Origin of the sequence: Nocardia sp. NPDC050718 (genome assembly GCF_040654235.1) — a bacterium.
Classification (GTDB): Bacteria; Actinomycetota; Actinomycetes; order Mycobacteriales; family Mycobacteriaceae; genus Nocardia.
Window position 1 is genome coordinate 1,215,497 of sequence record NZ_JBFAHQ010000001.1, and the last position, 25,751, is coordinate 1,241,247.

The 25,751-nt window shown below is 70.5% G+C and carries 29 protein-coding genes; 11 read left to right on the forward strand and 18 right to left on the reverse strand.

Annotated features, from left to right (window positions below):
• Window positions 1–4: 4 nt before the first annotated feature.
• Both AB0H54_RS05615 and AB0H54_RS05620 read right to left on the reverse strand, forming a co-directional pair.
• A complete protein-coding gene (locus tag AB0H54_RS05615) occupies window positions 5–775 on the reverse strand; it encodes a maleylpyruvate isomerase family mycothiol-dependent enzyme (protein ID WP_357342978.1) in 771 nt (256 codons plus the stop codon).
• Window positions 772–1,386, reverse strand: coding sequence for a TetR/AcrR family transcriptional regulator (locus AB0H54_RS05620; protein ID WP_357342980.1), 615 nt, complete (start codon window positions 1,384–1,386; stop codon window positions 772–774). The genes AB0H54_RS05615 and AB0H54_RS05620 overlap by 4 nt, the downstream gene beginning before the upstream one ends.
• A gap of 161 nt (window positions 1,387–1,547) precedes the next feature.
• Here AB0H54_RS05620 and AB0H54_RS05625 point away from each other — a divergent pair, with 161 nt between their 5' ends.
• A complete protein-coding gene (locus AB0H54_RS05625) occupies window positions 1,548–1,877 on the forward strand; it encodes a hypothetical protein (RefSeq protein WP_357342982.1) in 330 nt (109 codons plus the stop codon).
• A gap of 20 nt (window positions 1,878–1,897) precedes the next feature.
• On the opposite strand, the gene AB0H54_RS05630 is transcribed toward AB0H54_RS05625, so the two are convergent.
• Window positions 1,898–3,079: an acyl-CoA dehydrogenase family protein gene (locus AB0H54_RS05630; RefSeq protein ID WP_357342984.1), complete on the reverse strand. Its 1,182-nt coding sequence runs from the start codon at window positions 3,077–3,079 to the stop codon at window positions 1,898–1,900.
• A gap of 99 nt (window positions 3,080–3,178) precedes the next feature.
• Here AB0H54_RS05630 and AB0H54_RS05635 point away from each other — a divergent pair, with 99 nt between their 5' ends.
• On the forward strand, window positions 3,179–4,321 hold the full coding sequence (locus AB0H54_RS05635) for a cystathionine gamma-synthase (RefSeq protein WP_355273174.1): 1,143 nt from the start codon (window positions 3,179–3,181) through the stop codon (window positions 4,319–4,321).
• A gap of 94 nt (window positions 4,322–4,415) precedes the next feature.
• Here the strand turns inward: AB0H54_RS05635 and greA are convergent, their stop codons facing one another.
• Window positions 4,416–4,907: a transcription elongation factor GreA gene (greA, locus tag AB0H54_RS05640; RefSeq protein WP_110036717.1), complete on the reverse strand. Its 492-nt coding sequence runs from the start codon at window positions 4,905–4,907 to the stop codon at window positions 4,416–4,418.
• Between the two features lie 239 nt (window positions 4,908–5,146).
• Window positions 5,147–5,605: a DUF4307 domain-containing protein gene (locus AB0H54_RS05645; RefSeq protein WP_357342987.1), complete on the reverse strand. Its 459-nt coding sequence runs from the start codon at window positions 5,603–5,605 to the stop codon at window positions 5,147–5,149.
• Window positions 5,606–5,726: 121 nt separating this feature from the next.
• Here AB0H54_RS05645 and mca point away from each other — a divergent pair, with 121 nt between their 5' ends.
• Window positions 5,727–6,587, forward strand: coding sequence for a mycothiol conjugate amidase Mca (gene mca / locus AB0H54_RS05650; protein WP_357344210.1), 861 nt, complete (start codon window positions 5,727–5,729; stop codon window positions 6,585–6,587).
• Window positions 6,587–6,847, forward strand: coding sequence for a hypothetical protein (locus tag AB0H54_RS05655; RefSeq protein ID WP_355274601.1), 261 nt, complete (start codon window positions 6,587–6,589; stop codon window positions 6,845–6,847). The genes mca and AB0H54_RS05655 overlap by 1 nt, the downstream gene beginning before the upstream one ends.
• A 1-nt stretch (window position 6,848) precedes the next feature.
• On the opposite strand, the gene AB0H54_RS05660 is transcribed toward AB0H54_RS05655, so the two are convergent.
• The 10 genes from AB0H54_RS05660 to AB0H54_RS05705 form a co-directional block, all read right to left on the reverse strand.
• Entirely contained in the window at window positions 6,849–7,022 is a 174-nt protein-coding gene (locus AB0H54_RS05660; RefSeq protein ID WP_355273166.1) for a hypothetical protein, read from the reverse strand.
• An 84-nt stretch (window positions 7,023–7,106) separates the two neighbouring features.
• Window positions 7,107–7,571, reverse strand: a complete 465-nt coding sequence (locus AB0H54_RS05665) for a VOC family protein (RefSeq protein ID WP_357342989.1) — start codon at window positions 7,569–7,571, stop codon at window positions 7,107–7,109.
• A 52-nt stretch (window positions 7,572–7,623) separates the two neighbouring features.
• A complete protein-coding gene (locus tag AB0H54_RS05670; protein ID WP_355273161.1) occupies window positions 7,624–8,022 on the reverse strand; it encodes an NUDIX domain-containing protein in 399 nt (132 codons plus the stop codon).
• 10 nt (window positions 8,023–8,032) lie between these two features.
• The gene (locus AB0H54_RS05675) at window positions 8,033–8,605 is read right to left on the reverse strand and encodes a GyrI-like domain-containing protein (RefSeq protein WP_357342991.1); all 573 of its coding nucleotides are present in this window, start codon (window positions 8,603–8,605) and stop codon (window positions 8,033–8,035) included.
• Between the two features lie 34 nt (window positions 8,606–8,639).
• A complete protein-coding gene (eutC, locus tag AB0H54_RS05680) occupies window positions 8,640–9,401 on the reverse strand; it encodes an ethanolamine ammonia-lyase subunit EutC (protein WP_357344212.1) in 762 nt (253 codons plus the stop codon).
• A 104-nt stretch (window positions 9,402–9,505) separates the two neighbouring features.
• Complete coding sequence (locus AB0H54_RS05685; protein ID WP_357342993.1) at window positions 9,506–10,918, reverse strand: ethanolamine ammonia-lyase subunit EutB; 1,413 nt, start codon at window positions 10,916–10,918, stop codon at window positions 9,506–9,508.
• 36 nt (window positions 10,919–10,954) lie between these two features.
• Complete coding sequence (eat, locus tag AB0H54_RS05690) at window positions 10,955–12,382, reverse strand: ethanolamine permease (RefSeq protein ID WP_357342995.1); 1,428 nt, start codon at window positions 12,380–12,382, stop codon at window positions 10,955–10,957.
• A 162-nt stretch (window positions 12,383–12,544) separates the two neighbouring features.
• The gene (locus AB0H54_RS05695) at window positions 12,545–12,940 is read right to left on the reverse strand and encodes a DUF779 domain-containing protein (protein ID WP_357342997.1); all 396 of its coding nucleotides are present in this window, start codon (window positions 12,938–12,940) and stop codon (window positions 12,545–12,547) included.
• Window positions 12,940–14,457 carry an aldehyde dehydrogenase gene (gene adh, locus AB0H54_RS05700; protein ID WP_357342999.1) on the reverse strand — a complete coding sequence of 506 codons (1,518 nt, stop codon included), beginning with the start codon at window positions 14,455–14,457 and terminating at the stop codon, window positions 12,940–12,942. Before adh ends, AB0H54_RS05695 begins: the two co-directional genes overlap by 1 nt.
• A gap of 87 nt (window positions 14,458–14,544) precedes the next feature.
• Window positions 14,545–15,759, reverse strand: coding sequence for a transcriptional regulator (locus AB0H54_RS05705; RefSeq protein WP_355273145.1), 1,215 nt, complete (start codon window positions 15,757–15,759; stop codon window positions 14,545–14,547).
• A 122-nt stretch (window positions 15,760–15,881) separates the two neighbouring features.
• On the opposite strand from AB0H54_RS05705, the gene AB0H54_RS05710 reads away from it, so the two are divergent.
• From AB0H54_RS05710 to AB0H54_RS05725, 4 genes are all read left to right on the forward strand, one after another.
• Entirely contained in the window at window positions 15,882–16,715 is an 834-nt protein-coding gene (locus tag AB0H54_RS05710; protein WP_357343001.1) for a helix-turn-helix domain-containing protein, read from the forward strand.
• 189 nt (window positions 16,716–16,904) lie between these two features.
• Window positions 16,905–17,324 (forward strand): hypothetical protein, encoded by a 420-nt coding sequence (locus tag AB0H54_RS05715; RefSeq protein ID WP_357343003.1) that lies wholly within the window; start codon window positions 16,905–16,907, stop codon window positions 17,322–17,324.
• Window positions 17,325–17,355: 31 nt separating this feature from the next.
• A complete protein-coding gene (locus AB0H54_RS05720; RefSeq protein WP_357343005.1) occupies window positions 17,356–17,529 on the forward strand; it encodes a hypothetical protein in 174 nt (57 codons plus the stop codon).
• Between the two features lie 170 nt (window positions 17,530–17,699).
• A complete protein-coding gene (locus AB0H54_RS05725) occupies window positions 17,700–18,689 on the forward strand; it encodes an alpha/beta hydrolase (protein ID WP_357343007.1) in 990 nt (329 codons plus the stop codon).
• On the opposite strand, the gene AB0H54_RS05730 is transcribed toward AB0H54_RS05725, so the two are convergent.
• Window positions 18,643–19,401 (reverse strand): TetR/AcrR family transcriptional regulator, encoded by a 759-nt coding sequence (locus tag AB0H54_RS05730; RefSeq protein ID WP_357343009.1) that lies wholly within the window; start codon window positions 19,399–19,401, stop codon window positions 18,643–18,645. The genes AB0H54_RS05725 and AB0H54_RS05730 overlap by 47 nt on opposite strands.
• A 127-nt stretch (window positions 19,402–19,528) precedes the next feature.
• On the opposite strand from AB0H54_RS05730, the gene AB0H54_RS05735 reads away from it, so the two are divergent.
• Together AB0H54_RS05735 and AB0H54_RS05740 are read left to right on the forward strand one after the other, a co-directional pair.
• Window positions 19,529–20,713: a DUF418 domain-containing protein gene (locus AB0H54_RS05735; protein ID WP_357343010.1), complete on the forward strand. Its 1,185-nt coding sequence runs from the start codon at window positions 19,529–19,531 to the stop codon at window positions 20,711–20,713.
• A 95-nt stretch (window positions 20,714–20,808) separates the two neighbouring features.
• Window positions 20,809–21,267, forward strand: coding sequence for a DUF3995 domain-containing protein (locus tag AB0H54_RS05740; protein WP_357343012.1), 459 nt, complete (start codon window positions 20,809–20,811; stop codon window positions 21,265–21,267).
• A gap of 18 nt (window positions 21,268–21,285) precedes the next feature.
• On the opposite strand, the gene AB0H54_RS05745 is transcribed toward AB0H54_RS05740, so the two are convergent.
• Window positions 21,286–22,224, reverse strand: a complete 939-nt coding sequence (locus tag AB0H54_RS05745; protein ID WP_357343014.1) for a sigma-70 family RNA polymerase sigma factor — start codon at window positions 22,222–22,224, stop codon at window positions 21,286–21,288.
• A 10-nt stretch (window positions 22,225–22,234) separates the two neighbouring features.
• On the reverse strand, window positions 22,235–23,425 hold the full coding sequence (locus tag AB0H54_RS05750; RefSeq protein ID WP_357343016.1) for an FAD-dependent oxidoreductase: 1,191 nt from the start codon (window positions 23,423–23,425) through the stop codon (window positions 22,235–22,237).
• A gap of 141 nt (window positions 23,426–23,566) precedes the next feature.
• Between AB0H54_RS05750 and AB0H54_RS05755 the strand changes: the two genes are divergently transcribed.
• The gene (locus tag AB0H54_RS05755; RefSeq protein WP_357343018.1) at window positions 23,567–25,618 is read left to right on the forward strand and encodes a thioredoxin domain-containing protein; all 2,052 of its coding nucleotides are present in this window, start codon (window positions 23,567–23,569) and stop codon (window positions 25,616–25,618) included.
• Window positions 25,619–25,751 lie beyond the last annotated feature (133 nt).

Here is a 25,751-nt window from a genome sequence, read left to right on the forward strand (position 1 = left end):
TCGGTCAGAACGGCACCTCGGTGTTCAGCAGGCCGGAGCCGTCGGCGCGCCGGGACACGATGCGGCAGAACTCGATCGCGTCCAGCTCGATGGCCGGTGCCGCGGTCGGGCCGCTCGCCCAGGTGCCGCCCGCCGGGCCGTGCAGGGTGAGCCGGTAGGGGGCGCCGTGGCGCTGGGCCCACTCGCGGACGACATCGTCGACGATGCGTCCGTCGTGCTCGGCGGTGAGCTCGAGTGGTCGCCCGGTCGCCTGGCTCAGGTCGATCCGGTGCATCCACGGGTCGCGGGTGAGGATCACCTCGGTCAGGTAGCCGACCGTCCAGCGCTCGTCGGCGCCGTTGACCCGCTCGGAGCCGGGCATCGTCAGCTTGCGCAGGAAGCCGGGCAGCCTGCGCCGGGCGGCCGCGGCGCGCGGGCCGAGGCGGGCGAGCTGGGCGGTGAGCTCGGCGGGGGAGTGCACGCCGTAGCGGGCGACCTGGAAGGCGGTCAGCGCGTCGATGCGCTGTTCCTCGCCGTTCGGCCGCCGATCGGCGACCCGGTTCTGCCGGATCATCTCGGGGAGCGACGCGGTCATCGCGGCCATGCCGACCACGTGGGCGATCAGCTGGTGCACAGTCCATTCCGGGCAATCGGTGGGCCGGTCCCAGTCGGCGGGGTCGAGCGCCGCGAGGGCGGCGCCGACGCGGGTGTACTCGGTCGCGGCCAGCGTCATCGAGTCGGGGCGGGGCAGGGCGCTGCGGCGCGGAGTGGTCGGCGCCGGAGTCGTGGTGGTCATGGCGGATCCCTCGGTTCCGGGGGCAGGCCGACGCTGTCGGCCCACATGGTCATCGCGCGTTCGATCAGCCTGCGTCGGCTGTCGCCGGCCGGATCGTTGGCGAGTTGCTGGTCGATGAGGCCGCCGATCAGGCTGAACCAGATCTCGATGTCACCCCGATCGGTGACACCTGCCTCGGCGAACATGGCGACGGCTTCGCGGACCACCCGCACCGACGGCGCGAACGCCTCGGGCGACGGCTCGAATCCGGGCACCGTGCGCTGATTCATCAGCTGGTAGCGGGCCAGGTCCGCTACCGCGTAATCGAAGAAGCTGTAGGCGAGCGCGAGCAGCCGGGGCCGCGGCGCGGTGGGTAACGCGGCGGTGACCCGGGCCGCGTGCGCCTCGTATTCGGCCCACGCCTGCTCGAACATCGCGTCGTAGATCGCGTGTTTTGCCGCGAAATGGGTGTAGAGGGAGGGCGCGCGCATGCCGACCCTGGCGGCGACATCGCGCAGGGTGATCTGCGCCAGCCCGTTCTCCCTGGCGAGTTCCCACGCGACCTGCAGGATCTCCCGCCGCGTCGCCTCACGGCGTTCGGCTTGCCTATCGCGAGTAGTTTCACCTAACACAGTTAGAATTGTGTCGCAGATCACTGTCGCCGTCAAGGGTTTATCGCTGGTCGCGGGGTGCGGCGGAGTTGCGTCAACGGGGCGCCAGGGGGATTCTGAGCGGGTAGCACCGACTCGAGACAACTTTCGGCTAACCAGCACGGCGAGCGAAGGGGCCTGTAGTGGACGTCACCGAACCGGCCATCCAGCTGCTCGGCATGACCCCGATATTTCCTGCTGTCGCAGGGTATTTGGCGCGTGAGGGCGTCGTCCGGTCGCTGCGCCGGTCGCCGTACGCCCCGCTGCTCGGCCGCCTCGTCGCCGCGTTCGCGTGGGGTTGCGGCGGGTTGGCGTCGTTGACGGTGCTCGGCATCCCGGCAGCGATCACCGTGCCGATCGCGCTCACGGTCCTGACCGTCGTGGTCTCGATCCTGGCGATCGCCTTCGCGGGCGGCCTGATTCGGCCCGCGCCGGTCGCCGGGCGCGGGCCGGGAGTGCCGGCCAGGCGCTGACCCGGCCGGCCCGAAGCCGCCTAGCGGAAGGCGTTGGCGTCGGTGAGCGCCTTGCCGAGCACGAGCTGATGCACCTCGGCGGTGCCCTCGTAGGTGAGCACCGACTCCAGGTTGTTCGCGTGCCGCAGCACCGGGTAGTCCAGCGTGATCCCGTTGGCGCCCAGAATGGTTCGGCACTCGCGGGCGATCGCGATGGCCTCGCGGGTGCTGTTGAGCTTGCCCGCGCTGATCTGCTCACCGGTGATCTCGTGCCGGTCCTTCAACCGGCCCAGATGCAGCGCCAGCAACTGGCCCTTGCCGAGTTCCAGCGCCATGTCGGCGAGCTTGGCCTGGGTGAGCTGGTAGGCGGCCAGCGGCTTGTCGAACACCTCGCGGGTGCGCGCGTAGTCGATCGCCGAGGCCAGGCAGTCCCGGGCCGCGCCCAGCGCGCCGAAGACGATGCCGAAGCGCGCCTCGCTCAGGCACGCCAGCGGCGAGCTCAGGCCACCCGACTCGGGCAGCACCGCGTCGGCGGGCAGCCGGACGTCGTCGAAATCCAGTGCGGCGGTGAGGGAAGCGCGCAGCGACAGCTTGCGATGGATCTCGCGGGTGGTGAAACCGGGGGTGCCCGCCGGGACGAGGAAACCACGCACGCGCGGCTTGTCCCGGCCCGGTTCCTCGGCGTACGCCCAGACAACGGCGATATCGGCGACCGAGCCGTTGGTGATCCACATCTTGGACCCGTTGAGCACCCAGTCGTCACCGTCACGCTTGGCCCTGGTCCGCATCCCGCCCGGGTTGGAGCCGTAATCGGGCTCGGTGAGACCGAAGCAGCCGATCACCTCGCCCGCCGCCATCGCGGGCAGGTACTGCTGCTTCTGCTCCTCGGAGCCGAAGAAGTGGATCGCGGTCATCGCCAGCGAGCCCTGCACCGAGACCATGCTGCGCACGCCCGAGTCGACCGCCTCGAGTTCCTGGCACGCCAGGCCGTACGCGGTCGCCGAGGCGCCGGCGCAGCCGTAGCCGTCCAGGTGCATTCCGAGCAGGCCGAGTTTGCCGAGTTCGGGGGCGATCTCCCTGGCCGGGAAGGTGCCTGCCTCGAACCACTCGGCAATGTGCGGGCGCAGCCTGCGCTCGCCGAAACGGGCCACCGTGTCGCGGATCTCGCGCTCCTCCGGGGAGAGCAACGGGTCGATCGCGAACAACTCTTCGACAGTCACCATGGCGCCAGCGTAGCCGCACGGTCATCGGCGAATCCGGCACTTGGTACACCGCGAATACCCCTGCGCACGGCCCCGAAACCGGCCAACTAGTCTGGGGCCATGAGTGAGCTGGGATTCTCGACCAGGGCCATCCACGCCGGATATGAACCCGATCCTCAGACCGGTGCGGTCAACGTGCCCATCTACGCGAGCTCCACCTTCGCCCAGGACGGCGTCGGCGGCATGCGCGGCGGCTACGAATACGCGCGCACCGGCAATCCGACGCGCACCGCGCTGGAAGGCAACCTCGCCGCCCTCGAATCGGGCAGCTTCGCGCGGGCCTTCGCCTCCGGCATGGCGGCCACCGACTGCGCGCTGCGCGCCACGCTGCGCCCCGGCGATCACATCGTGATCCCCGACGACGCCTACGGCGGCACCTTCCGGCTCATCGACAAGGTCTTCAGCCAGTGGGGCATCGAGCACTCGCCCGCCCACATCGCGAACCTCGACGAGGTGCGCGCGGCCATCCGCCCGAACACCAAGCTGGTGTGGATCGAGACGCCGACCAACCCGCTGCTGAGCATCGGTGACATTCCCGCGCTGGCCGATATCGCGCACGAGGCCGACGCCAAGCTGGTCGTCGACAACACCTTCGCCACCCCGTACCTGCAGCAGCCGCTGCTGCTCGGCGCCGACATCGTCGTGCACTCGACCACCAAGTACCTGGGCGGCCACTCCGACGTCGTCGGCGGCGCGCTGATCACCAACAGCAAGGAACTCGACACCGCCTTCGCGTTCCTGCAGAACGGCGCCGGCGCCGTGCCCGGCCCGTTCGACGCCTTCCTCACCCTGCGTGGCATCAAGACGCTGGCCGTGCGGATGGAGAAGCACTGCGACAACGCCGAGGTGATCGCGGAGTTCCTGACCAACCACCCGGCCATCTCGCAGGTGATCTACCCCGGCCTGCCGACCCACCCCGGTTACGAGATCGCGCAGAAGCAGATGCGCCGCAGCGGCGGCATGATCTCGGTGCGGCTAGCCGGCGGCCGCGAGGCGGCGCTGAAGTTCTGCTCGCGCACCGAGATCTTCACCCTGGCCGAGTCGCTGGGCGGCATCGAGTCGCTCATCGAGCACCCGGGCGCGATGACCCACGCCAGCACCGAGGGCTCGGCGCTGGAGGTCCCCGCCGACCTGGTGCGGCTCTCGGTCGGTATCGAGGACATCAGCGATCTACTCGCCGATGTCGAGCAGGCACTGAGCTGACCGGGACCCCCAGATGACGAAGCGGCCGCATCCGATGTTCGGATGCGGCCGTTCGCGTTCGGGTTCGGTCGGTGCGGGCTCGGTCAGGCCAGGATCAGCCGTGGTACGGCTCGGCGCTGACCAGCGTCACCTTCATGGTGTTGCCGTTGGGCAGCGTGTACTCGCGGGTCTCGCCCACCTTGGCGTCGATCAGCGCGCCGCCCAGCGGGGAGTTCGGCGAGTAGGTCTCCAGGTTGGTGGCGCCGAGGCCCTCTTCGCGGGTCGCGATCAGGAAGGTCTCGGTGTCGTCGGAGTCGCCGTCGTAGTAGACGGTGACGACCGAACCCGGCAGAGCCACACCGGACTTGGTGGGGGCGACGCCGACCTTGGCGTTGTTCAGCAGTTCCTGCAGCTGGCGGATTCGCGCCTCCTGCTGGCCCTGCTCCTCACGCGCGGCGTGGTAGCCGCCGTTCTCCTTGAGGTCGCCCTCTTCGCGGCGCTCGTTGATCTCGGCGGCAATGACCGGACGATTGGCAATGAGCGAGTCCAGCTCGCCCTTGAGCCTGTCGTGCGACTCCTGGGTAAGCCAGGTCACATTCTCGGTCATCTCGATCACTCCCTAGTAGTTGTTCCCGGCGCACCGGGATTCCCTGAAACCGGCGCGATACCCTCCGGAGGAGGGCATGCACCAGCCCGACGGCTGGAGCGATCCTGGGGGGTGAACCCGTAACCCGGAAACAGCACCGCTGGCCGCCAATGCAGCAAACACGGCTCCGAGCCCCGGAACCGTGTATCAGGCCATTTTAGCATGTCTCATAAATATGCAGGTCAGGCTAGGCGAGGCTGCTATTCCGCGCGCAGATAGCCCGGTACTTGCTCGGTGCAGCCGTAGATGTCGCCCGCCGACGGACGCGCGGAGGACTTGACCGTGGTGGTCACCTGGACGCTGGTGGAGTCGGATCCGGGGACGAGCACCTCGCGCCTGCCGACCTCGGCGCTGTCGCGGTCCATGGCCCGCACGAAGCAGACGACGGCCTGCTCCGGGTTGTCCCGGGTGACCTTCATCCGCACGGTCAGCGTCGAGTCGTCGACGACCACGTAGCCGAGCTGCTCGGTCTCGATCGCCTTCGGGCCGTACTTCTGGAACCCCAGAAAGGCGACGCCGACCCCGGCGACCAGCACACCGATCCCGAGCACCACCAGCAGCCATGTCCGACGCGCCGGTGGTTTGGTGCCGTAACGGTCGGCGTGTCGGGCTGCGGCGGCGGCCGAGGTCGCCGCGGAGTCCGGTGCGGGCTCGGTCATCGGTTTCTCGCTCCCGGGGGTGGTCGGAACAAACGGGGGGTCGGATGGAACTATAGGGAACGAAGTTCTGACACCCGCGAGCGAGAGCGATGGTGAACGAGACGTGAGTGGCCTTCGCCTCATGGCGGTGCACGCACACCCCGACGACGAATCGAGCAAGGGCGCCGCGACCATGGCCAGGTACGCGGCCGAGGGCGTTGACGTCCTGGTCGTGACGTTGACCGGTGGCGAGCGCGGCAGCATTCTCAACCCCGCGATGGACACCCCCGGCGTCCTGGACCGGATCGAGGAGGTCCGGCGCGAGGAGATGGCCGCGGCCGCGCACGCGCTCGGTGTGCGCCAGCACTGGCTCGGCTTCGTCGACTCCGGCCTGCCCGAGGGCGACCCGCTGCCGCCGCTGCCCGAGGGCTGCTTCGCGCTGGTGCCGCTCGAGGAGTCGACCGAGGCGCTGGTGCGCGTCGTGCGCGAGTTCCAGCCGCACGTGATCACCACCTACGACGAGAACGGCGGCTACCCGCATCCGGACCACATCCGGTGCCACGAGGTGTCGATGGCCGCGTACGAGTCGGCGGGCGATCCGGCGAAGTTTCCCGAGGCGGGCGAGCCGTGGACGCCGCTCAAGCTCTACTACGACCACGGCTTCAGCATGAAGCGCCTGGAGGCCTTCGCCGAGGAGTACGAGCGCATCGGCGAACCGTTCCCGCTGCAGGAGTGGCTGGACCGGATGAAGCAGTTCAAGCGCGGCGATTCCTGGGGCCGGGTCACCACCCAGATCGAATGCTCCAAATACTTCCCCCAGCGTGACGACGCCCTGCGCGCGCACGCGACCCAGATCGATCCGAACGGGGCGTTCTTCGCGATCCCGTTGGAGATGCAGCAGCGGCTCTGGCCGACCGAGGAGTTCGAATTGGCCAAGACGAGGGTGCGCACCGCCATCCCGGAGACCGACCTGTTCGCCGGCATCGAGGACGCCGACCGGTGATGTTGGTCTACCTCGCTCAGAACACCCCGACCGGCCCCGAGTTCGGCAAGGCGTCGCCGCTCGGCCTGCTGGTCATCCTGATCCTGCTGGCGGGCACCGTGCTGCTCGTGCGCTCGATGAACAAGCATCTCAAGGGCCTGCCCGAGACGTTCGAGCCCGAGCACCCGGAACCGGACCAGAAGGCCGACGAGGGCACGGAACCGGGCGCCATCGAGCCGGATACCGGCGACGGCGCTCCCCAGACCCCGAAAACCGACTGAGCTAGGGCAGCTGCGCGATATCGGTCACCAGCTCGCCGACCAGATCCCTGGCGGCGGCCGCGTGCTCGGCCAGCTGCCGTGGCGCGCCGGTCGCGCTGAGCTCGATCATCTTGTTCATCAACCCGAAGATGACCACGAGCCTGCGCAGGGCCGCCCTGCGCTCGGCCGCGGACAATTCGGTGCTGCCTAATATCTCTGTCCCCGTCACGAGAGTGTGATCGTCGCACCGGGACACAATGTTTCGCCGAAACGGGCGTGGTCAACCCTGCGCGGGCAGGGTCGGCTCGGTGTACACCGTGAACCCGCCCGCGCCGTCGAAATCGACGCCGAGGAAGCGGTCGGCCCGGAACGGGTTGTTGGCGAGGAACCGGACGACATGCCCGTCCGGATCGATCACGTCGAGCGCCGCGCCGTACTCGCCGCGGTCACCCACTCCGGAGATCTCGGCACCCATCCCGGTGGCCACCGCGGCGATCCGATGCAGCTCGTCGACCGAGTCGACCTCGAGCGCGAACACATCGAATCCACCCAGATCCGGCGTGCCCGCGCAGAAGGCCCGCTCCCGCAGGGCGATCCCGAATCCGGACGGGTGCATCAGCTGCACGCCGCGCACCACGCCCGCCTCCGCGAATTCCCCCGCGAGCGAGAGCCCGAGCAGCTCCCGGTACCAGGCGGCGCTGCGCCGCAAGTCGCTCACTGGCAGCTTCACATGCCGGATCCGCATCGCCATTCCTCCTCCGCCGGGGTCGAATCTAGCCAACGCACCGTCCGGGTGGTCACCAATCGATGAGGTCGAGTTCGTGGAGGCGGCGGAAGACCATCATGGAGCCGGGGGCCACGTGGTCCATGGCGGCGTATTCGCTGACGGTGAAGTAGCGGAATTCGGCGATCTCGCCGGTGGCGTGGGGTTCGCCGGTGAAGTCGGCGAGGAAACAGGTCATGTGCAGGCCGGTGTTGCGGCCGTGGCCGAAGGCCTCGGCCTCGAAGATGCCGAGTTCGGCGACGCCGGACAGCCCGACGCCGAGTTCTTCCTCGATTTCGCGATGTAGCGCCTCTAACGGGGTTTCGCCCGGATCGATCTTGCCGCCCGCCATGTAGAAGACGTCCTTGCCCTCCGGGCGCGTCTGGATCAGCCTGCGGTCGCGGACATGGGCGAGGGCGGCGGTGCGGATCATGGAGATCACTCTAGGGAGCGATCGGCTCCCGCTCGCGGCGAACCGGGTGGCGCAGGATCGTCCGTGTCGCTTCCGGCGCGGTGCGGCGCAGGTCGGACAGGTAGATCTCGTGGTGCAGGCCGTTCATCGTCAAGTCGTGCTCGGCCATGTACGCGTCCATCCGGGCCAGGGTCGCGGGCTCGTCGGCGAACGGTCCCACGTGCAGCACCTGGATCGCCTCGCCCTCGGTGAGCTGCTCGAATCCGACACCGTCGACCATGTCCGCGGTGACCGTCTCTGGCATCCGGATCAGCAGCTTCCAGTGCCATTCGTCGCGCGGGACGGTGAGCGGCGGCAGGTCCGATTCCACCCACCACAGGCCCTCGAGCTTGGGCACGACGAAATCGGCGCCGGCGGCCTTGGCCTGCTTCTTCGCGCCGTAGGCGGCCCGGTACAGCGATTCGACGGCCGCGCTGTAGGCGGCTCCGCCGGGGGCGCCCCGGCCGGGCGCGGTGAGGTAGGAGTAGGTCGGGAAGGTGCGCAGGACGGGGTCGGCCGGGGCGGTGTAGTAGGGGCGGTCGGTCTTGGCCAGGTCCAGTTTCATGGCACCCAGCGTGGACTCTCCCGCGTGGGGAGAGTCAAGCCCCGTCGATGGTCAGCGGGTCGGAGGCGGTGAGCGCGCCGGTGCGCGAGGTGTCCTTGAGGTCGACGCCCGAGCGGCCGAGCTCGCGCGCGCCCGCCACCAGGCCCGCCACTACGCGGGCGGCGTCGGCGTAGGTGAGGCCGTCGGGCGGATGGATGTTGGAGATGCAGTTGCGTTCGGCGTCGGCGCGGCCAGGACGCGGGGCATGGGTGAGGTAGATGCCCAGGCTGTCGGCGACCGAGAGGCCGGGGCGTTCCCCGATGATCACCAGCACCGTCCGCACGCCCATGGCCTCGGCGATGTGGTCGCCCAGGGCGACGCGCGCCTGGGTGGCGATCACCGGCGGGGCGAGGGTGTAGCGATCGGCGAGTTCGTCGGCCAGGGCCGCGAGCAGGCCCGCGCCGTGGTCGGTGAGCGCGCGCGGGGACAGCCCGTCGGCGAGCACGAAACCGATGTCGGCCCCGTGGTCGCCGAGGCCGGACAGGTCGGCGGGCAGCCTGCCGAGGTCGGGGCGGCGCAGGTACTCCGAGCGGTCGGCGGCCTTGCTGGTCACCGTCACCGGATCGCCCAGGCCCATGCTCGCGATCTGCTCGGTGAAGATGTCCACATCGAGCGGGACGTGCACCGCGTCGCGGGCGGCGGCGTGCGCGGCCCGCAGGGTCAGGACCTCGGTGGTGGGCAGGGCGTCGCCGGTGCGGCCGAGCCCGATCCTGGCCTGGGTGTTGCGCCGCAGATCGCGCCAGAACTCCTGGGCCACCGCGGCTTCGGCCCGTTCGTCCGGTGTCGGCTCGCCCACGACGTGTCCTCTCGGCTCGGTGTTCGATCGCACGATGCGCAGAACTGGTTTCGTCGCAGTGGGTTTCATCGGTTCGCCGCCAGGGCGCGCAGCGGTGACGACAGCGGCGCCACCTGCCGGATCCGGCCGTTGGCGTCGAGCATGCCGAGCCCGGACAGCCACGCCTCGAATTCCGGTGCGGGGCGCAGGTTCAGCACCTGCCGCGCGTAGAGCGCGTCGTGGAAGCTCAGGCTCTGGTAGCCGAGCATCACGTCGTCGGCGCCCGGCACCGCGATGACGAAGGCACAACCGGCCGCGCCGAGCAGGGTGAGCAGGGTGTCCATGTCGTCCTGGTCGGCCTCGGCGTGGTTGGTGTAGCAGACGTCGACGCCCATCGGCAGGCCGAGCAGCTTGCCGCAGAAGTGGTCCTCGAGCCCGGCCCGGATGATCTGCTTGCCGTCGTAGAGGTACTCGGGCCCGATGAACCCGACGACGGTGTTCACCAGCAGCGGCCGCAGCTCCCTGGCGACGGCGTAGGCGCGCGCCTCCAGGGTCTGCTGGTCCACCGGCCGATCACCCACGCCCAGATGGGCGTTCGCGCTCAGCGCCGACCCCTGCCCGGTCTCCAGATACATCACGTTGTCGCCGACAGTGCCGCGCCCGAGCGAGCGCCCGGCCTCGTTGCCCTCGCGCAGCAGCGCCAGGTTCACGCCGAAACCGGCATTGGCGCCCTCGGTACCCGCCACCGACTGGAACACCAGATCCACCGGCGCACCGGCCTCGATCAGGCCGATGGTCGTGGTGACGTGGGAGAGCACGCACGACTGGGTCGGGATGTCGAAGCGCAGCCGGACCTCGTCGAGCAGGTGCAGCAGATCGGCGGTGGCCTGGGGCGAGTCGGTGGCCGGGTTGATGCCGATCACCGCGTCGCCGCAGCCGAGCAGCAGCCCGTCGAGGGTGGCGGCGGCGATCCCGCGCGGGTCGTCGGTCGGATGGTTGGGTTGCAGGCGGGTGCTCAACCGGCCGGGCAGGCCGATGGTGGTGCGGAAGCCCGCGGTCACCACGGTCGCCTTGGCGACGGCGATCAGATCCTGATTGCGCATGATCTTGCTGACCGCCGCCACCATCTCCGGTGTCAGTCCCGGGGCGACCGCGGCCAGGGTGGCCGCCGCGTCGTCGGTGGCGGCGACCGCGAGCAGCCAGTCCCGCAGCCCGCCGACGGTGAGGTGCGCGATGGGGCCGAACGCGGTGCGGTCGTGGCTGTCGATGATCAGCCGGGTGACCTCGTCGGTCTCGTACGGCACGACCACCTCGTCGAGGAAGGTGGTCAGCGGCACGTCGGCCAGGGCCCACTGCGCGGCCGCCCGCTCGGCATCGGTCGCGGCGGCGCAACCGGCCAGCTGGTCGCCGCTGCGTTCGGGGGTCGCCTTGGCGAGGAGATCGACCAGGCCGTCGAACGTGTAGGTCGTGACGCCGACAGAGCTGCGGTACACGGTCATCGGGTGCCGCCTCCTTTCGCGGGTTCGTGGTGCGGGTTACTCGAGTTCTTGTTCGGCCTCGGCCAGTGCCGCGAATTCCTCGTCGGGGGACTTGGCGACCAGGTGTTTGCGACTGTAGAGGCCGAAGTAGGCCATGAAGGCGCAGAACACACCGAGGGTGAACAGCGCCGCCTTCGGGTCGACCAGGAAGGTCGCCGCCACCGAGGCCGCCGCGATGACCAGCGCGAACGCGGTGGTCGCGATGCCGCCCGGGGTGCGGTAGGGGCGCGGCATGTTCGGCTCGCGGACCCGCAGCACGATGTGGCTCACCATCATCAGCACGTAGCTCACCGCGGCGCCGAACACGGCCATGTTCAGCAGCATCGCGCCCTCGCCGGTGAGCGAGAGGGCGAAGCCGATCAGGCCGGGCACGATCAGCGCGAGCACCGGCGCCTTGCGGGAGTTGGTCACCGACAGGCTGGTCGGCAGGTAGCCGGCCCGCGAGAGCGCGAAGGTCTGGCGGGAGTAGGCATAGACGATGGAGAAGAAGCTGGCGACCAGACCGGCCAGGCCGATGTAGTTGACCACCTTGGCCGCCGCGCCGTCGCCGAGCGCCTCCACCAGCGGGTTGCCCGAGGTCGACGCGCCCTGCGCGCCGAGCGCGCCGGTCACCAGGACCAGCACCACCGCGCCGGTGACGACCAGCAGCAGCATCGCGACGATGATGCCCTTGGGCACGTTCTTCTCCGGCTCGGTGGCCTCCTCGGCCGCCAGCGGCACGCCCTCGACGGCCAGGAAGAACCAGATGGCGAACGGGATCGCGGCCCAGATGCCCAGGTAGCCGAACGGCAGGAAGGACGAGGAACCGGTGGCGTCGGGGTCGGGCGCGATATTCGTCAGATTGGCCACGTCGAACTCGCCGAGCGCCGCCACCGCGAAGATCACCAGGCCGACCAGCGCGATCGCGGTGATCACGAACATCGCCTTGAGCGCCTCACCCGCGCCACCCAGGTGGATGCCGATGAACAGCGCGTACACCGCCAGGTACACCCACCAGCCGTCGGTGATCCCGAACAGGTTCAGCGATTCCACGTAGGCGCCGATGAAGGTGGCGATGGCGGCGGGCGCGATCGCGTACTCGATGAGCACCGCGGTGCCGGTGGCGAATCCGCCCCACGGGCCGAGGGCGCGCCGGGCGAAGGTGTAGCCGCCGCCCGCCGCGGGCAGGGCCGAGGACAGCTCGGCCATGCCGAGCACCATGGCCAGATACATGGCGGCGATGACGATCGCGGCGATCAGCAGACCACCGAAACCGCCCTCGGCGAGGCCGAAGTTCCAGCCGGAGTAGTCACCGGAGATCACATAGCTCACGCCGAGACCGGCCAGCAGCACCCAGCCGGCCGAGCCGGAGCGCAGGGTGCGTTTGGCGAGATAGTCGTCGGCGGGCGTCTCCGCACCCGTGCCGGGAATCGCGTCGGTACTCACAGGAAAGCTCCTCATCAACAAACAAGCGCGTAGCGACGGCAACGGTGATCGTCGAGGGTTGAAGAATGGTTGACGACTGTTACGGCCGTGGATCCCACAGGTCAGCGGCGCGTATCGAGCGCCGCCGACCTGCGGAAACGATGTGACAACGCGTGTTTCACATCACTGTGGAACGGTGTCACCGGTGGGTGGCGGCGGCTGGGTGTCCAGCGCGGCCACCTCGGCGTCGGTGAGCAGGCGTGAGCGGATCAGGAACCGCACGCCCTCGGGGGCCTCCAGCGAGAAACCGCTGCCCCGGCCGGGCACCACGTCGACCGTGAGATGGGTGTGCTTCCAGTACTCGAACTGGTCGGCACTCATCCAGAACGGGGTGTCGCCCGGCAGATATCCCAGCAGCACGTCCGAGGCGCCGACGCGGAATTCACCGCGTGGGTAGCACATCGGGGAGCTGCCGTCGCAGCAACCGCCGGATTGGTGGAACATGACCGGGCCGTGCTGCCCGGTCAGTTCCCGCAGCAGCGTCGCCGCCTGTTCGGTGAGGTCGACGCGCCGCACCATCAGAAGAAGCCGAGCTTCTGCGGCGAGTAGCTGACCAGCAGGTTCTTGGTCTGCTGGTAGTGCTCGAGCATCATCTTGTGGTTCTCGCGGCCGATGCCGGACTTCTTGTAGCCGCCGAAGGCCGCGTGCGCCGGGTAGGCGTGGTAGCAGTTGGTCCACACCCGGCCCGCCTTGATGCCGCGGCCGAGCCGGTAGGCGGTGTTCATGTCGCGCGTCCACACGCCGGCGCCGAGGCCGTAGAGGGTGTCGTTGGCGATCTTCAGCGCCTCGTCGGTGGAGTCGAAGGTGGTCACCGCGACGACCGGGCCGAAGATCTCCTCCTGGAACACGCGCATGTCGTTGCTGCCCTTGAAGATCGTCGGCTCGATGTAGAAGCCGTCCGCCAGCCCGTCGACCGCGCGGACCGCGCCGCCGGTGAGCACCTCGGCGCCTTCCTTCTTGCCGATGTCGATGTAGGACAGGATCTTCTCGAACTGATCGTTGCTGGCCTGCGCGCCGATCATGGTGGCCTCGTCGAGCGGGTTGCCGCTGACGATCGCCTTGGTGCGCTCCACGCAGCGGGCCATGAACTCGTCGTAGATCGAGGACGCGATCAGCGCGCGCGAGGGACAGGTGCAGACCTCGCCCTGGTTGAGCGCGAACATCACGAAACCCTCGATCGCCTTGTCCAGGAAATCGTCGTCGGCGGCCATCACGTCGGGCAGGAAGATGTTGGGGCTCTTGCCGCCCAGTTCCAGCGTCACCGGGATGATGTTCTCGCTGGCGTACTGCATGATCAGCCGGCCGGTGGTGGTCTCACCGGTGAAGGCGACCTTGGCCACGCGCGGGCTCGACGCCAGCGGCTTGCCCGCCTCCACGCCGAAACCGTTGACCACGTTGAGCACACCCGGCGGCAGCAGATCCGCGACCAGCTCGACCACCTTCATGATCGAGGCGGGCGTCTGCTCGGCGGGCTTGAGCACCACGGCGTTACCGGCCGCGAGCGCGGGCGCCAGCTTCCAGGTGGCCATCAGGATCGGGAAGTTCCACGGGATGATCTGCGCGACGACGCCGAGCGGCTCGTGGAAGTGGTAGGCGATCGTGTCCTTGTCGACCTCGCTGATCCCGCCCTCCTGCGCGCGCAGGACGCCGGCGAAGTAGCGGAAGTGGTCGACCGCCAGCGGCAGGTCGGCGGCCAGGGTCTCGCGGACCGGCTTGCCGTTGTCCCAGGTCTCGGCGACGGCGAGGGCCTCGAGGTTGGCCTCGATCCGGTCGGCGATCTTGTTCAGGATGTTGGCGCGCTCGGCAGCGGAGGTCTCACCCCAGGCGTCGGCGGCCCGGTGGGCGGCGTCCAGCGCCAGCTCGATGTCGGCGGCGGTGGACCGGGCGATCTCGCAGAACGGCTGGCCGTCCACCGGCGAGGTGTTCTCGAAGTACCGGCCCTCGACGGGCGGAACCCACTTGCCGTCGATGAAATTGTCGTACCGCGGCGCGTAGCTGACGATGCTGCCCTCGGTGCCCGGCTTGGCGTAGATCATGTGCGGAGGCTCCTCGCTGATTCCGGTGAAGCGTGACGCCCATCACTATCCGCCGCGAGGGTTGATGAAACGTTGAAGCCGGACCGATCAGGCGCGAAGAGCGCTGTGCAGGCGGGCCGCGGCGACCGCGCGTCGCGCGTCGCGCGGGGGCAGCAGGGCCAGCGCGTGTTCGTGGACGGCGATGTCGTCGGGGGCGGCCTCGCCGTAGGTCAGCGCGTGGTCGGCGTCGGGGCTGGCCAGCACGGCGTTGCGCATGGCGACCGCGAGGTAGTCGCGCCATTCGCTGATGCCGGGGGTGTCCGAATCCGGTAGCAGCGGACCGTGATACAGCCGGACGGCGGTGTCGAGGTCACCGGATTCCAGCGCGCGGGCGACGTCGACGGCGTCGCAGGACAGGGCCGTGGTGAAGCGATAGACGCGGCTGGTGATGTCGCCGCCGGTGGCGCGGCGCAGGTAGGACATCTCCGATTTCAGGGTGCTCGCCCCGACCGCGCGATCGCCGTAGACGGCGTAGTGCAGGCGTTCGTGGCTGTAGCCGTCGTCGTCGAGGGCGAGCAGGGTGAGGATCTCGAGCTGGCGCGGGCGCAGCCGGATCGGGGTGCCATCCCGCAGCAGCCTGCCGGTGCCGAGGCATGTGAGCCGCATTCCGGCGGGCGCGGGTGTGGCGGCGTGCAGTTTCGACTCGATGGCGCTGGTCATGGTGCGCACGGTCGCCATGGCCAGCGGGTGCGAGCGCTTCCAGGTGGTCGACAGGTCGAGCACGCCGAGCAGGGTGCCGTCGGCGGCCCGGATCGGCGCGCAGTAGCAGACCCAGCCGTGCAGGGCGGCGACCAGATGTTCGGCGGAGAACACGGTGTGCGGCTGATCGGTGCGCAGCGCGAGCGAGAGGGCGTTGGTGCCCATGTGCGCCTCGTCCCAGCGCCCGCCGGGCGCGAAGTTCACCTGTTCGGCCCGTCTGCGCATGACCGGTCCACCGTCGGTCCACAGGATGGTGCCCGAGGCGTCGGTGACCGCGGCCACGAATCCGGCCTCGGCGGCGCCGCGCAGTTGCTCGCTCAACTCGGTGACCGGCCCCCGCAGCGGCGACTCCGCCCACCGCGGCCCGATGTCGTCGAGCTCGCTCTCCGGCGCGCAGTCGCGCCCCGGATCCACCGTCCGCAGCGACCGCAACCACGACTGCGCGACCTCTGTCCGCACCGCCGAACTCCCCGTTCCCGGCGCGGACCCGCCCGCGGGCACCCACTGCTCCCACTCTCGTTCCAGCGCAGCGCGCTGCGCCGAGAGTGTCAGCTGCGAGGCCATCGGCGTCTTCCTGTGCGATCGCGAATCGGGTCGGTCACCCCTCATCATGCCTCAGCATCGGGCACTGAGCAGCGGTTTCGAGGGCGGCCGCGGGGGTCGGCGCCCGCTCGTACCATGGCGGTGTGCCTGTCGAGCCGGTTCGGATCGCCGGGGCCGCGGTGGATGTCGCGGTCCCGGGGTGGTCGATGGCGGGGGTGGGCATGGCGGGGTTCGCCGGGCGCGCTCCGGCGGATGTCGAGTTGCGGGTGGTGCCGTATCCGGCGTTGACGGTCTTTCTCGACTTCGGGGACGGCCTGCTGGTCGACGCGGGCGGCGGGGCGGGGCAGCGGGGGAGCGCGGTGGTCGGGCTCGGGGCCGCGCGGGTGCGCGGGCGAGCGCGCGAAGTGGAGCTGATGCAGGTGCGGTTGTCGCCGGTGGTGGCGCACGCGGTTCTCGGGCCGATGGCGGGGACTCCGGTGGTCGCGCTGGACGAGGTGTGGGGCCCGGCGGCCGAGCGCCTGCGCGAGCGGATGCGCGACGCCGCCGGGTGGGACGAGCGGTTCGCGATCGTGCGCGCGGAGCTCGGCAGCCGCGTCGCGTCGGGCCGCCGGGTGGATCCCGAGGTCGCCGCCGCGTGGCACCGGATCGTGGTGTCCCGGGGCCGGATTCGGGTCGCGGCGCTGGCGGACGAGCTCGGGTGGAGCCGGAAACGGCTGTGGGCGCGGTTCCGGGCGCAGCTCGGGGTCACGCCGAAGCAGGCCGCGCAGCTGGTGCGGTTCGATTACGCCGCGCACCGGCTGGCCGCCGGGGACAGCGTGGCGCTGGTGTCGGCGGAGAGCGGGTACGTCGACCAGTCCCATCTGAGCCGTGCGGCAGCGACTTTCGCCGGGTTGACGCCCGCTGGGCTGGCGTGCGCGCCGTGGTTGTCGGTCGACGAGGTGGCGTGGGCCGGGCGGCCCTACGCGACCGTCGTCTGACTCGCGCACCGCGATATTCCAGACCGGTCGTTCCAGCAGGCCAAGAATGGTCCTACGTGGCGATATCGAGGTCGAAGAGCATTGTGTTACAGCAATTTTCGCCTTTGATCACTTATTGCGACCGATCGGTCAAATATGCAAAACTCTGAGCCGTCATCCGATCGCAACAAACCGCTGGAGGATCGTCCTATGGCTCGAAATAGCCACTTACCCACACTGATTCGCGGCGCCACCGCGACGGTCGCGGTCGGCGTCATCGCGGGCGTGACCGCCGTGCTCGCGCCCGCCGCCTCGGCGACCGTGACCAGCATCGGTATCGCGCCCTCGGTCACCCTCGGCGCCCACCGCTACGGCACGACCTGCACCTATGACGTGAGCGTGACCGTCGACGACAACACCAAGCGCGTCTACTTCTTCGAAGAAGGCCAGGGCCCCAGCGGTTTCGCCGACGCGATGCCGGTCGATGGCGTGGCGAAGACGACCTGGACTCCGTCCAAGCCGGGCATCACCTACATCTACGCCGTCCAGCCCGACGCGTGGCCCGAGACCAGGCAGGTCGTCGACGTCGGCACCGGCATCGATCTCGGATCCGCCTGCGTCGCCCTCTGACCCGGCACCCCTCGACAGCAAAGGTTTCACCATGAACGCACTGCGTGGCATCGTCGTCGCCGCCGTGATCGGCACCGCGGCCCTGGCAGGCGGCGGCACCGCCCTGGCCGACCCCGCTCCCATCGGCCCGTCGCCCGTTCCGCCGAGCCCGTGCACCGCCCACCCGCTGCTGACCGCGTGGTGCCTGCTCACCAGCGGATCCTGACGGCGCATCGGGGTGGGTCGCGCCCGGTCCGCCGGGAGTGACCCGCGCCGGTGATCGGCGACGGGAACATTTGTCCAATACCTCGATTCGTCGGCGGCCGATGCTGAGTGTCGTGTCCGCTACCGCGAGCCCGGCGACATCCGGCGCGGTGTGATCGAGGAGGAACGACCATGAACGACGCGACCCGCAGGGACGAGGTGTCCTACCGCGTGCGGTTGCTGCACGCGCTGCGCAAGGAACCGGAGTGGGAGTCGCTGACGCCGGCGGAATTGATCACCGTCCGTGACGCGGCCAATCGCACGGCGTCGTCGCGGTTCTCCCGGGTGATCACCGGATTCCCGGACCGGGGCGCCGCGATCACCTGGCAGGACGTGTCGCTGCCGGATCGGGTGATCCCGGTCCGGGTCTACCGGCCGACGCGCACGACTGCGGCGGCCCTGCCGCTCGTCGTGCACATCCACGGCGGTGCCTATGTGGGAACCGCGGCCCAATGCGATTGGGCCAACAGTCGTCTCGCCGCCCGGCTGCCCGCCGTCGTCGTCTCGGTCGAGCACCGGCTGCTGGCGCCGGGTACGCCGCTGTCGGCGGCCGTCGACGACGGGTGGGACGTGCTGCGGCACGTGGTGGCCGAGGCCGCCGACTGGGGGATCGACCCGGCTCGCGTCGCCGTCGCCGGGGAGAGCTGCGGTGGCCTCATCGCGGCCATGGCCGCGATCCGGGCCCGCGACGCCGATCTCCCGTTGCAGGCGCAAGTCCTGGTCAACCCGGCCGTCGACCCGACGGCCACGATGCTCGACTACCCCTCGATGACCGACCCGGGCGACAGCCCGATGCTGCCGGTCGCGCGCCTGCGATTCTTCCAGCGGCTGGCGGGCACGGACGCGGGCGCCGTCTCGCCGATCCACGCCGACCTGCACGACGTGGCACCGGCCCTGATCCTGGTCCCGACCGTCGACCCGATCGCCGACCACGGCCGCCGCTACGCCGAGCGGCTGCGCGAATCCGGTACGCCGGTCCGGCTGTTCGAGCACCCCGGCGCACCGCACGCCTTCATCGCCCTGCCCGGCCTGGTCCCGCAGGCGAAGACCGCGCTGGCCCAGGTGACCGAGTTCCTCAGCGATCGGCTTGCGGCGCGGCGATCTCCGCGGCAACGCCGTTGAGGATGAGTTCGAGGCCGAAGGTGAAGTCGCTGTCGTCCGGCGTGCTCGGCGGCGACCGGAACAGCGGTGCGGCGAACAGTCGCGCCGCCTCCGGGTACCGCTGCGCGTCGACCAGGCGGGCGAGCGCGCTGCCGTAGTTCTGATTGACCTGCGCCTCGCTCAGGCCCGTTCCCGCTCTGCCGTCGGACAGTTGCTGGGTGAGCAGGCTCGCCTGCCGGACGTGCATGCTCACCAGCATCACGATGCCCACCTTGGTCCCCCAGTCGAGCCCGGTCGCGGCGAGGGGGCGCAGCGCGGCGTCGAGCCAGCCGACCGCGTTGGGGCCGCGGGGCGGTCCGGCGATCGGTAGTTGCGGCACCCACGGGTGCGCGGCGTAGGCCGCGAGCAGGGCGTGCGCCCACTGCCGCAGGCCGTCGCGCCACCGGTCGGGTGCGGCCGTCGGGTCCGGCGCGGGGCCGAGCGCGAGGTCGGACATCAGCTCGAACAACTCGTCCTTCGAGCCGACGTGGCGATAGAGCGCCATCTTCGTGAAGCCGAGGGCGGACGCGACTTTCGCCAGCGTTACCTCGTCCAGGCCGCCGCGGTCGGCCAGCTCGACCGCCGTGCGCACGACCGTGTCGACGTCGAGTTCGGCCGGTCGTCCGAGGCGCGCCGGGGTGGGCAGTCGCCAGAGCCTGCCCAGGTCGGCGGGCATCGCCTCGTCGGGCGTCACGGCAACTACCTCCTCGGAGTTCGGCGGCGTCGGCGCGGCCGCTCCCGAATACTATCGCCGCACTTAGTATCTATGGGATAGTATCCCAGGGATATTATTCAGGAGCTCGGCGAGAGTGGGCGATCGCATGACCGATCAGCTGGTTGTTCCCGGATCCCGGGTGCACGATGTCGACGCGCTGCGCGGCTTCGCGCTGCTGGGGATCTTCATCGTCAACATCACCTTCATGGCCTCGGGGTATCCGGGAAACCTGGTCGTCGACCCGCAGTTCACCTCGACCCTCGACGAGGTCGTGCGCGCGGTGTCGTCGGTGTTCGTCGACATGAAGTTCTACGTGCTGTTCTCGTTCCTGTTCGGCTACAGCTTCACCCTCCAGATGGAATCGGCGGCCGCCGCCGGGGCCGCCTTCGAGCCGCGCATGCTGCGCCGGATCGCGGGGCTGTTCGTCCTCGGCGTGCTGCACGTCGTGTTCCTGTACGGCGGTGACGTGCTGACGACCTACGCGGTGGCCTGCCTGGTCCTGTTCTGGATGCGGCGGTGCGCGGACCGGACGGCGCTGCGGGTCGCCGCCGCGCTGTACGGCGTGGTGCTGGTGAGCCTGGTGGCGAGCGGGCTGTTCCTCGACGCGTCGGCCGTGCTGCCGTCGGCCGAGGAGGCCCGGGTCAACGCGGAGCGGTCGACCGCGGCCATGCTGGGTGGCTGGGGCGACATCATCGGCCACCATCTCGACGGCCTTCCGCTGCTGATCCTGCAGGCCCTCACCATGCAGGGCCCGACCGCGCTCGCGATGTTCCTGCTCGGCCTGGTCGCCGGTCGCAGGCAACTGCTCGCGCGGGTGCGCGGCGACGAGCCGATCCTGCGGCGGATCCAGTGGATCGGCTTTCCGGTGGGCGTGGCCGGTGGGCTGCTGTACACCGTCGGCGGGGGCAATGGGCACACGCTCGCCGTCGCCGCGAGCGTCGCCACCGCGCCGCTGCTCGCCGCCGCCTATGTCGCGACGCTGCTGCGGCTGATGCATGCCCCGCGCAGCACGTGGATCCGCTCGGCGCTGGCACCGGCGGGACGGATCGCCCTGACCAACTACCTCGGCCAGTCCGCGATCGGGCTGATCCTCTTCACCGGTGTCGGGTTCGGCCTGGCCGGCCGGTTGTCGCCGCCGGCGACGATGACGCTGGCGCTGGCGATCTTCGCGCTCCAGCTGTGGGTGAGCGCGATCTGGTTGCGCCGGTACCGGTATGGGCCCGCCGAATGGCTGTTGCGCTGGATCACCATCGGGCGCAAGCCCGGCCTGCGGGCCGCGCCGGTCGGCTGACCCTTGCCGCGTCCCCGGCTCGCATGGCACTATTCGAGCGATTGGTTTCGATACCAATGGTTTCGTAATTCGAGTTGGGCAAAGGACAAGCGATCATGAGGTTCAGGAAGCCGGCCGCGAGGCTCGCCACGACCGGTCTCGGCATCGCCGCGGCCATGCACGTCGTCTGGGTCTTCTCCCCGTGGCCGTTCGCCGATCGCGCGGTATTCGCCGGTGCGACCAGCGGTGACTCCGTCGACGACGCGCCCGGCCCCGTCGCCACCGCCGCAGCCGCGGCGACGTTCGCCGCGGCCGCCTACACGGTGTCGGCGCAGGCGGGACTGGCGCCGCGCGCACTCCCCGCCCGGCTCGGCCGCGCGGCCGTCGCCACCGTCGCCGGTGGGCTCCTGCTGCGCGGGGCGCTGGGCCTGGTCTATTCGGGATTCGTGAGCAAGCGCAGCCTGTTCACCCGCTGGGACCTGGCGGTGTATTCGCCGTTCAGCCTGGTCGTCGGCGCCCTCGCCGCCTGTGTCGTGGTGGGCGACAAGGAAGCACGCGCCGACGTCATCGGGTGAACGGTCGGCCGAGCGGGCTCACCAGAATTCGACCAGCGGGGCATCGTGTTCGCGCTGTCGCCACGACTCGGTGAGGCGACCGAGCCGGGCCGGGGCGGAGACACTGCCGATGCTCGCGATCCTGCCGTCCCGGATCGCCAGGATCGACACACCGAGGACGCGATCGTCGAGGGTGAACACCATGGCCGGGCAGCCGTTGACGACGGCCGCGTGGATCGAGGGCGAGCCGCCGACGAGTTTGCGCTTGGCGGGTGTCGGTGTGAAGCCGACCCGCACCGCCGTGGCGAGCTGGGCCGGGGTCGCGTACCTGATCAATGTGGTGGCCAGGCCCAGCGCGCCGTCGGAGACGCCGGTCGCGTCGTCGGTCAGCAGGGCGACCAGGCGCTCGGTCCGGCCCGATGTCGCGGCCGCGACGAACGCCTCGACGATCCGCCGCGCGGACACCTCGTCGGTGCGGGTCTCGGTGCCGGCGGCGGCGATTCGGCGCCGGGCCCGGTGCGCGTGCTGCTGACTCGCCGATTCGGTGATGCCGAGTATCGCGGCGATCTCGGCATGGCTGTGCGAAAAGGCCTCGCGCAGTACGTAGACGGCCCGTTCGACCGGGGAGAGCCGCTCCATCAGCAACAGCACCGCCAGCGTCACCGACTCGCGCTGCACGGCGGTCTCGGCCGGGCCGAGCAGGGGATCGCCGTCGAGCAGCGGCTCGGGCAGCCACGCTCCGACCGCGCGTTCGCGGCGGACCTGCGCCGAACGGAGGCGGTCGATCGCCAGGTTGGTGACGATCTTGGTCAACCAGGCCTCCGGCACCTCGACGTACTCCCGGTCGGCGGCCTGCCACCGCAGGAACGCGTCCTGCACCGTGTCCTCGGCGTCGGCGGCCGAACCGAGCAGGCGATACGCCAGCGAGGCCAGCCGGTTCCGGCTGGCCTCGAAGTGCGCCACAGCGGCGATGTCCATGCGCACGACCCTAGGCGGGAACCACCCGGGACGAGACCGCGCGAGCGGTGGCCAGGCGGTATCGGCGGTTACGCTGCCCGAAGGTCGGGCGGCTGATCGCCCAGGCGCTGGTCGCCACGATCGCCGCCTTGACCCGCGCCGCCGGTCGCCCGCGCAGGGCACCGGCCCTGGCCCGCGCGCGGCGGTCGACCAGCTGGAACAACCCGTCCTTGCGGCCCAGGCTGATGTGGTTGCCGACATACGACAGCGCCGTCGTCTTGATCGCGCGCCCGGTCAGGTCCCCGATGATCGCCGCTGCCGCCTGCGAGCCGGTGAACCCCGCCGACGCGCACGACATCGGCAGCGGCAGACCGTTCTCACCGAGCACGAAGACGCTGTCACCGGCCACGTACACCTCGGGGTGCGAGATCGACCGCATCTGCCGGTCGACGGTGATCCGCCCGTCGGGTTCCACCGCGAGCGCGCTGGCGGCGGCGATCGGCGGGACGGCGAACCCGGCGGCCCACACGGTCGCGTCGGCGGCGAGGACGGTCCCGTCGACGGCGACGGCCCCGGTCCGCTCGACCCGCTCGATCTCGCTGTGCTCGTGCACCGTGATGCCGAAGCGGTCGAAGGCGCGCAAGAGGTGCGCGCGCGCCTTCGGGCCGAGCCAGCCGCCCAGCTCACCGCCGGTGGCCAGGCTGACGCGCAGCCCCGGATGGGCTTCGGCGATCTCGGTGGCGGTCTCGATCGCGGTCAGGTTGCCCCCGACCACCAGCACCCGCGCGCCCTCGGCCAGCTCGTCCAGGCGGGCCCGCAGGCGCAGCGCGGACGACCGCTCCGCGACATGGAAGGCGTGCTCGGCGACGCCGGGAACGCCGTGGTCGGCGGCGGTGCTGCCGAGGGTGTAGAGCAGGGTGTCGTAACCGAGCTGGTCGGTGCCGTCGTCGTCGCTGACCGTCACCGTCCTGCGGTCGACGTCGATGCCGGTCACCCTGGCCACGCGGAGCCGGATGCCGGTGCCGGCGAAGATCTCGGTCAGTGGCCGGTGCGGAAGTTCGTGCCCGGCGGCGAGCTGGTGCAGGCGCAACCGCTCGACGAAATCGGGCGCGGCGTTGACGACGGTGATCTCGATGTCGTCGGCGTGGAGTCGGCGGGCCAGATACCCGGCGGTGAAGGCCCCGGCGTAACCGGCGCCGAGGACGACGATGCGGTGCTTCATGATTGGCTCCTGTCTGCTTCGCGTGCTCCTTGAACGAGGCAGCCCCGGATTTCCTGACAGCGGCTCCGCGTGGCATGGGTCACTCGCCCGGAAACGGCCGCGCACTAGGCTGAGGTCACACCGATCTGGGAGGCTGGCACTGTGAACCGGTTGGGTAACGCGACTTCGCCGTATCTGCGTCAGCACGCCGACAATCCGGTGCATTGGCGGGAGTGGGACGCCGACGCGCTCGCCGAGGCGGCCGAGCGGGACGTGCCGATCCTGTTGTCGATCGGGTACGCGTCGTGTCACTGGTGCCATGTGATGGCGCACGAGTCGTTCGAGGACGCGGCGACCGCCGAGCAGATGAACGCCGGCTTCGTGTGCGTGAAGGTGGACCGGGAGGAACGGCCCGACCTGGACGCGGTCTACATGAACGCGACCGTCGCCATGACCGGCCAGGGCGGGTGGCCGATGACCTGCTTCCTGACACCCGACGGCGCGCCGTTCTACTGCGGCACCTACTACCCGAAGGCGCCGCGCGGCGGGATGCCGTCGTTCACCCAGTTGCTCAGCGCCATCACCGACACCTGGCGCAACCGTCGCGAGGATGTCGACAAGGCGGCGGAGCAGGTGACCGACGCGCTGCGCGCGCAGGCGACCGGGTTGCCCGATGCCGAATTCGCCGTCGTCCCCGACCTGCTCGACAAGGCGGTGCTCGCGATCGCCGCCGACGAGGACCGCGAGCGCGGCGGTTTCGGTGGGGCGCCGAAGTTTCCGCCGTCGGCGCTGCTGGAAGGCCTTCTGCGGCACTGGGAACGCACCGGCGACCAGGCCGTGTTCGACCTCGTCGAGCGCACCGCCGAGGCGATGGCGCGCGGCGGCATCTACGACCAGCTGCGCGGTGGCTTCTCCCGGTACTCGGTCGACGCGGGCTGGCTCATCCCGCACTTCGAGAAGATGCTCTACGACAACGCCCTGCTGCTGCGCGCCTACGCCCATCTCGCCCGCCGCGCGCCCGCGACCCCGCTGGAGTCGTTGCCGCACCGGGTGACTCGCGAGACCGTCGAATTCCTGCTCGCCGACCTCGGTACCGCGGAGGGCGCGTTCGCCTCCGCGCTAGACGCCGACACCCACCTGGAACCGGGCGGTCCCGGGGTCGAGGGCGCCACCTATGTGTGGACGCCGTCGGAACTGATCGGCGACCTGGGCCCGCTCGACGGCGTCTGGGCCGCAGAGGCTTTCGGCGTCAGCACGGCGGGCAATTTCGAACAGGGCACCTCGGTGCTCACCCGGCGCAGCGATCCCGTCGACGCCGAGCAGTCGGCCCGCTTCGACCGGCTGCGCGCCCGGCTGCTGGAACTGCGCGCCGAACGCCCGCAGCCCGACCGCGACGACAAGGTGGTCACCGCCTGGAACGGCATGGTGATCACCGCCCTCGCCGAAGCCGGTGCGGCACTGGAGGAACCGTCGTGGGTGGCGGCCGCGGTCCGCTGCGCTCGCTTCCTGCTCGACGTCCACCTGGTCGACGGCAGGCTGCGCCGCGCCTCGCTCGACGGTGTCGTCGGGACCCCGCCCGGTGTCCTCGAGGACTACGCCTGGCTCACCACCGGCCTGCTGGCCCTCTACCAGGCCACCGGTGAACCCGACTGGCTCGCCGCCGCACAGGTGTTGCTGGACGGCGCGATCGACCACTTCGCCGATCCCGACCGCCCCGGCAGCTGGTTCGACACCGCCGACGACGCCGAGACCCTCGTCGCCCGCCCGCGCGACCCGGTCGACGGCGCCACCCCGGCGGGCTCCTCCGCCCTCGCCGAAGCCCTGCTGACCGCGTCCGCCGTCACCGAGCCTGAGCACGCCGTGCGCTACCGCGAACTCGCCGACCACACCCTGGCGCGCGGCGCGGTCCTGCTGGCCCGCGCCCCACGCACCGCGGGCCACTGGCTGTCGGTCGCCGAAGCGTCCCTGCGCGGTCCCCTCCAGGTGGCGGTCACCGCCACCGAGAAGTCCTCGGCCGCCACCGAACTCCTCGCCGCCGCCCGCACCTGGGCCCCCGGCGGCGCGATCGTCCTGGCCGGCCCGCCCGACTCCGCCCCACTCCTGGCCGACCGCCCCCTGGTCGACGACGCCCCCGCCGCCTACGTCTGCCGCGGCTCGGTCTGCGACCTCCCCGTCACCGACCCGGCCGCCCTCACCGCCGCACTGCGCACCTAGCGCGGCCACTGTCGGCGCGCCGCCGAGGCGTTGGCCAGGTCGGTTCGCTGCCGCGGTGTGCGCGTCGCTCCGATCGGCTTGCGGTCGCGCTGGGTGCGGGGCGTGGCCTGGTCGGTTCGCTGCCGCGGTGTGC